The organism is Halochromatium sp., assembly GCF_046541315.1.
GTDB lineage: Bacteria > Pseudomonadota > Gammaproteobacteria > Chromatiales > Chromatiaceae > Lamprobacter.
Window position 1 is genome coordinate 1 of record NZ_JBKHDN010000171.1, and the last position, 5913, is coordinate 5913.

Consider the following 5913-nt stretch of genomic DNA (forward strand, 5'->3'; position numbering starts at 1 on the left):
ATGATACCCAAAACATTAACTTGCGCAGTGGTCCAGTTTCGGGGGTCCACTTCACCTCGCGCCCAGAAATGTTGACCCCCGAAGTTGCGCTTGCGCTCACCATAGACCCGCGCCACGTGGATGGCGCTCTTGCCCTTGATGTAGCCCACCACCTGAGCGACCGCATGCTTCGGTGGAATCGAGATCAGCATGTGCACATGATCGGCCATCAGGTGACCTTCTTCGATGCGGCTGTCTTTGTGGCGCGCGAGTTCATGAAAAATCTCACCCAGATGCCGACGCAACTGCCCGTACAGGACGCGACGGCGGCATTTTGGAATGAAAACAATGTGGTATTTGCACTCCCACTTGGAGTGACTTAAGCTCTCAATCTTGTCCATCGGGACTCTCCAACATCGTGTGCTTGGCGGCTCACGACAGGAGTGTCTCCGATGGACTCCCGTAAATGTCAAACTGCTACTGTCACCCCGGCAGAGCCGGGGGTTTACCTGTTTTAATTACGATCTCCTCGGGCGGGATGCCGTGCACCTGGGTCAGCCAATTCCAAGCGGCCGTGGCATCTCGGTACAGCCCTGGCTCAGAGGACGAACCCTGGCTGCGGCCATAACCTCGATAGTCGATGATGAACACCTCGAGCCCGAGATCGGTGAAGATCCTGAGCGAATCGCCCCGGTGCGAGACATTGCCGGCGTTGCCATGGAAGAACAGCAGGGTGCGCGGTGGCGTGGCACGCGGTCTGGGCGCGCTCACCAGCCAGCCATGCAGCGCGACCGCATCCTCGGTGAGCAGCGCGACCTCCTCGTGGTCGAGCCCCCAATCGGTCGGTGTCGCTTGCAACCGATCATCGGGGAAAAAGATCAGCCTGGGCTGCAACCACCAGAGCAGAAGCCCAAACAGAAGCAGGCCGAGCAGGGCCATGAACAACAGTGAGGTGAGCTTGGCGAGCAAACGACGATCCTGCGCGGTTCGGGACGAGCTTTGCCGTCAATCGCCTGAGTGCAGGATGCGCTCGTACAGGTCGCTTAACAGCAAGCCGAGGTTGATTTCGGATTGATCAGCGTATCGACCTCGGTGTCTTCGAATTGCGGGTCAGCGCAGGCGGCGACGATATCGGGATAGGTGTACATCCCCGTCTCGCTGACCTTGACGCGCATGTCGTTGTTGTACAGTTCGCAGGGCTTGCCGCGCAGTTGCGCGTGGAGTGTTGCACAGGCATTGCCGCGGATCAGAGTATGCGCTCGGCTCGCTCCGGTCATGGCGAAGATCTCGCCATTGAAGAACTCGTGGCGCGTCGCTTGTTGACGTTCCCAAGCGAGGTATTCTTGCGGTGTGAACTGTGGTTTTGGTTGGCTGGCCATGGGATCAAATCCGCTCGTAGACCAAGCGGCCATTGCTCAGCGTGTAACGCACGCGACCTTGCAGCTCGCGGCCGAAGAACGGCGTGTTCTGGCCTTGGCTGAGCCAGTGTTCGGGAGCGGGGCGCCAGCGTTCGTTGAGATCGAACAGGCAGAGATCGCCGCGAGCGCCGACTTCGATGCGACCGTAGGCACGATTGAGAATCTCGGCTGGATTGCAGGTGACCCGCGCTAAGGCGGTGCTGAGGTCCATCACGCCATCCGCCACCAACGCCAGCACCAGCGAGAGCAGCGTTTCGAGCGCCGAGATCCCGGGGCGCGTCTGCGGGAAGGGCGCGAGTTTGGCGTCGGGCTCGTGCGGGCGATGGTCGGAGCAGATCGCCGAGATGGCGCCGCTGGCAACCGCCGCGCGCAGGGCATCGCGGTCCCGCGCGGTGCGCAGCGGCGGCATCACATGGGCGTTGGCGTTGAAGCCGTAAAGATCGTCCTCGGTCAGGAACAGCTGATGGGCGCTGACATCGGCGCTGGCACCGACGCCGCGATGGCGCGCCTCGGCCAGCATCTCGGTCGCGCGCGCGGTGGAGAGGCCGCGAAAGTGCACGCGCGCGCCAGTCTGCTCGGCGAGTGCCAGATCGCGCGCGACCGCGACCGTTTCCGCCGCTTCGGGGATGCCGGGCAGGCCGAGCTGGGTGCTGACGCGGCCCTCGTGCACTAGGCCGCCTTCGCTGAGGTCGTGGTCGGCCGGATGCAGGAAACTGATCAGCCCGAAGGTCGCGGCGTATTCCAGCGCCCGGCGCTTGACGCGGGTATTGCGGATGGGGTGGTCGGCGTTGCCCACTGCCGGACAGCCGGCCTCTTTCAGCGCCGCCATCTCGCTGATCTGCTGACCGGCGAGTCCCTTGGTCAGGGCGCCGACCGGTAACACGCGGACCTGGCCGCGGGTCTTGGCGCGCCGTCGGATGAGCTGGGCGACCGCTGGGGTATCGATCACTGGCGAGGTATCCGGCGGGCAGCAGAGGGTAGTAATGCCGCCGGCGACCGCCGCTCGGGTCTCGCTCTCGATGGTGCCCTTGTGCTCGAGACCAGGCTCGCGCAGGCGCGCGCAGAGATCGACCAGGCCCGGGCAGACGACCAGGCCGGTGGCGTCGATCAAGCGCTGCGGCTCGAACCCCTCGGGCGCCGGGCCGAGGGCGAGGATGCGCCCGCCGCTCAGATGCAGATCGGTGATCTGGTCAAGGCCGCTGGCGGGGTCGAGCACGCGGCCGTTGGCGATGGTCAGTGACCGCTCAGCCATGGGTTAGCCCTCCGTCCTGCTCGCTGTCGGCGACTGTCTCGCCCAACTCGCCGCCGCGCGCGGCTTGGGCGAGGGCAAGGTTTTGGGTGCCGATGCACATCGACATCACCGCCATGCGCACCGCCAGACCATTGCTGACCTGCTCGAGGATCACCGAGCGCGGCCCATCGGCGATGCCGGAGTCCATCTCGACGCCACGATTGATCGGTCCCGGGTGCATGACGATGGCGTCCGGCTTGGCCTGCGCGATGCGCGCCTCGGTGAGACCGAAGAGATGGAAGTATTCATGCTCGCTGGGCAGGAAGGCGCCATTCATGCGCTCGCGCTGGAGCCGCAGCAGGATGATGACGTCGGCATCGCGCACGCCGCTGGCGAGATCGGCGAAGACGCGCACGCCGAGCGCGTCCTCGGCCTCGGCCGGGATCAGGGTGCGCGGCGCGACCACCCGCACCTCGGCGGCGCCCAGCGTGCGCAAGGCGCCGATCTGCGAGCGCGCCACCCGCGAGTGCAGGACATCGCCGACGATGACCGCGACCAGTGGCTCGAACGCGCCCTTGTGGCGGCGGATGGTGAACATATCGAGCATGCCCTGGGTCGGATGCGCATAGCTGCCATCGCCGGCGTTGATGACGCTGACGAAGGGCGCGGCATGCTCGGCGATGAACTGCGCGGCACCGCTGTCGGCGTGGCGGACGACGAACATATCGACGTTCATGGCCTGGAGGTTGCGCAGGGTATCGAGCAGCGTCTCGCCCTTGGCGGTCGCCGAGGTGCTGATATTGACATTGAGCACGTCGGCCGAGAGCCGTTTGGCCGCCAGCTCGAAGGTGGTGCGGGTTCGGGTGCTGTTCTCGAAGAAGATGTTGGCGATGATCTTGCCCCGGCACAGAGGCACCTTTTTCACCGCTTGCCGCGCGACGCTGAGAAAGCCCTCGGCGCGGTCGAGGATCTCGGTCAGCAACGCGCGGTCGAGCCCGTCGGTGGTCAGGAAGTGCTTGAGCCGGCCCGCGTCATCGAGCTGAAGCTGGCGGTGGTCCATTACGGGGCCCCGTCCGGGCCAGCGTCCGGCTCAGCGTTCGGGTCGGCGCTCGCCGGCTGGGATGCCTTGGGCTCGACGCGGCCGCGCCTGAGCGTCAGGGGCTCCGGGCCGGTCAGCTTGATCTGCTCGCCCGGCTCGAGTTCGGCATTGAGGCCGACGACGTCCGGCTCGATCGGCAATTCGCGTCCGTCGCGACAAGCCAGGATGGCGAGCGCCACCGAGGCCGGGCGGCCGTAGTCGAACAAGACATTGAGCGCGGCGCGGATGGTGCGCCCGGTCTGGAGTACGTCATCGACCAGCACGATATGGCGATCGTCGACCGGCACCGGCAGATCCGAGGGGCGCACCTGCGGATGGGTGCCGATGCGGGTGAAATCGTCGCGGTAGAACGAGATATCGAGCTGACCCATCGGCTCTTGCAGCCCCAGGCGTTGGTGCAGGCGCTCGGCGATCCAGACCCCGCCGCTGTGGATACCGACCATCAGCGGCCGGTCGATGGCGCGCGCGGCCAGGAGCGCGCCGAGCTGATCGGCCATCCGGCCGATCGCGGCCTCGATTTCGTCGGTGGACTGCCAGGTGTGCATGGTGGTCATGGCAACTTCCTTCGGATGCGCTAAGAAGCGGAGGATGGCGGTGATGGGGCCTCGGCGAGCCAGGTCTCGAGGATCAGCTTGGCGGCTTGCGCATCGATGCGATCATCCGCCGTGTTGGCATCGACCCGGAGCTGGCGTCGCGCCGCAAGGCTGGTCAAACGCTCATCGACCAGATGCACGCGAAGCCCAAAGCGGCCCTCTAACTGGCGCGCGAAGCGGTGGACCTGGGAACTCCAGGTCTCCTCGCTGTCGTCCATGTTGAACGGCAATCCAACCACGGCGGCTTGCGGTTGCCACTCGCGGATGATCGCCTCGAGCCGCTTCCAGTCGGGACGCTGCCCCTGGGCACGGACGGTTTCCAGCGCCGTGGCCGTGCCGGTCACCGTCTGACCGATGGCCACGCCGATCTTGCGCGGGCCGAAGTCGAAGCCGAGCAGGGTCGCCAAGGGTCTGGTCGCGGCTGTCGTGTTGAAGCGGCCCGCTCAGGCGTGTCCAGCGTCGCCGCTGAGCAGGTTCAGATCGACGCCGAGCAGTTGCGCGGCCGATTGCCAGCGCTGCGCCGAGGGCGTATTGAAGAGGATGCGACCGTCGGCCGGACCGCTGAGCCAGGCGTTGGCGATCATCTCCTGTTCGATCTGGCCGCTGGACCAGCCGGCATAGCCGAGCGCGATCAGCCGGTTCGCCGGCCCCTGGCCCTTGGCGATGGCCTCGAGCACATCGCGCGAGGTGGTGACCTGGATATCCTTGGTCACCCGCAACGTCGAATCGAAGTTGAAGTTGCCGTCGTGGATGACGAAGCCGCGATCGGTTTGCACCGGACCGCCGAGATACACCGGGGCATTGCTGACATTGCTGGCCTCGGGGTCGATGTCGAGCTGGGCCAGGACCTCGCCGAGCTGGATCTCCATCGGACGGTTGATCACGATGCCCATCGTGCCCTCCTCGGAATGCTCGCAGACATAGGTCACCGTGCGCGAGAAGTTGGGGTCTTGCAGACCCGGCATCGCGATCAGGAAATGGTTGGTCAGCGACGTTGCAATAGTCATAGGGATAGTATCCAGCCCGCTCGGTTGCCTGGCAAGCCATTGCGATCGCGCGATGCGTCCCGCTCGCGGTATTAGCGCCCCCGGCTGAGCCTGTGATTCCGTTGGAATTGCCAAGGAACGACGATATCGAGCACATCGGTTTCGCGTTTGAGGCCAGCCGGAAACCGCGCGAACGGCGCGGCCAGCTCGACGATATGCACCGCGGCCTGGTCTAGCACCTCGTGCCCGGAGGAGCGAACCACGCGAACCTCTTTAAGGGTACCATCGGAGCGCACCGCAAGGTGCAGGGTCAGGCGGCCATAGAGACCGCGTTCCCGCGCCTCGCGTGGATAGTTGAGGTTGCCGATCCGCTCCACCTTGTTCGACAGGCTCTCCCTGTAGCTGTCGAAAAGGCGGTCGCGCGGCGCGGCGCTGACCGTCTTGCGCCGCGTGCCGCTGGCGTTGGCCCTGCTCTGTTGCTTGGTCTTGGCGGTCGTCAGGCTGGCCAGTTCGGCCTGGCGGCTGGCGAAGATGTCGGCGGCCGAGATCGATGGCGGCTCGGGGCTATCCTCGATCGCTTCGGTCTCGAGCAGGGCGGCGGCGTTGG

The 5913-nt window shown here is 65.6% G+C and carries 9 protein-coding genes; all 9 read right to left on the minus strand.

Annotated elements, in window-relative coordinates; all coding sequences use genetic code 11:
• A partial coding sequence (gene tnpA / locus ACLFQI_RS10760) for an IS200/IS605 family transposase (RefSeq protein ID WP_410759230.1) occupies positions 1 to 380 on the minus strand: 380 nt, incomplete at its 3' end.
• Between the two features lie 82 nt (positions 381 to 462).
• Positions 463 to 948 (minus strand): alpha/beta hydrolase, encoded by a 486-nt coding sequence (locus tag ACLFQI_RS10765; RefSeq protein ID WP_410759232.1) that lies wholly within the window; start codon positions 946 to 948, stop codon positions 463 to 465.
• Between the two features lie 74 nt (positions 949 to 1022).
• Positions 1023 to 1358, minus strand: coding sequence for a Uma2 family endonuclease (locus tag ACLFQI_RS10770; protein ID WP_410759234.1), 336 nt, complete (start codon positions 1356 to 1358; stop codon positions 1023 to 1025).
• A 4-nt stretch (positions 1359 to 1362) separates the two neighbouring features.
• On the minus strand, positions 1363 to 2649 hold the full coding sequence (locus ACLFQI_RS10775) for a dihydroorotase (protein WP_410759236.1): 1287 nt from the start codon (positions 2647 to 2649) through the stop codon (positions 1363 to 1365).
• Positions 2642 to 3688: an aspartate carbamoyltransferase catalytic subunit gene (locus tag ACLFQI_RS10780; RefSeq protein WP_410759238.1), complete on the minus strand. Its 1047-nt coding sequence runs from the start codon at positions 3686 to 3688 to the stop codon at positions 2642 to 2644. The genes ACLFQI_RS10775 and ACLFQI_RS10780 overlap by 8 nt, the downstream gene beginning before the upstream one ends.
• Entirely contained in the window at positions 3688 to 4281 is a 594-nt protein-coding gene (gene pyrR, locus ACLFQI_RS10785; protein ID WP_410759239.1) for a bifunctional pyr operon transcriptional regulator/uracil phosphoribosyltransferase PyrR, read from the minus strand. The genes ACLFQI_RS10780 and pyrR overlap by 1 nt, the downstream gene beginning before the upstream one ends.
• A 20-nt stretch (positions 4282 to 4301) precedes the next feature.
• Positions 4302 to 4727, minus strand: a complete 426-nt coding sequence (gene ruvX / locus ACLFQI_RS10790; RefSeq protein WP_410759241.1) for a Holliday junction resolvase RuvX — start codon at positions 4725 to 4727, stop codon at positions 4302 to 4304.
• Between the two features lie 36 nt (positions 4728 to 4763).
• The gene (locus tag ACLFQI_RS10795; protein WP_410759243.1) at positions 4764 to 5327 is read right to left on the minus strand and encodes a YqgE/AlgH family protein; all 564 of its coding nucleotides are present in this window, start codon (positions 5325 to 5327) and stop codon (positions 4764 to 4766) included.
• 71 nt (positions 5328 to 5398) lie between these two features.
• Positions 5399 to 5913: energy transducer TonB (locus tag ACLFQI_RS10800; protein WP_410759244.1), on the minus strand; the 515-nt coding region annotated here is incomplete at its 5' end.

Bases quoted from the DNA above. Each gene is read 5' to 3' on its own strand.
- ACLFQI_RS10770 (WP_410759234.1), bottom strand. From the start codon at position 1,358: ATGGCCAGCCAACCAAAACCACAGTTCACACCGCAAGAATACCTCGCT.
- ACLFQI_RS10775 (WP_410759236.1), bottom strand. From the start codon at position 2,649: ATGGCTGAGCGGTCACTGACCATCGCCAACGGCCGCGTGCTCGACCCC.
- ACLFQI_RS10780 (WP_410759238.1), bottom strand. From the start codon at position 3,688: ATGGACCACCGCCAGCTTCAGCTCGATGACGCGGGCCGGCTCAAGCAC.
- pyrR (WP_410759239.1), bottom strand. From the start codon at position 4,281: ATGACCACCATGCACACCTGGCAGTCCACCGACGAAATCGAGGCCGCG.
- ACLFQI_RS10795 (WP_410759243.1), bottom strand. From the start codon at position 5,327: ATGACTATTGCAACGTCGCTGACCAACCATTTCCTGATCGCGATGCCG.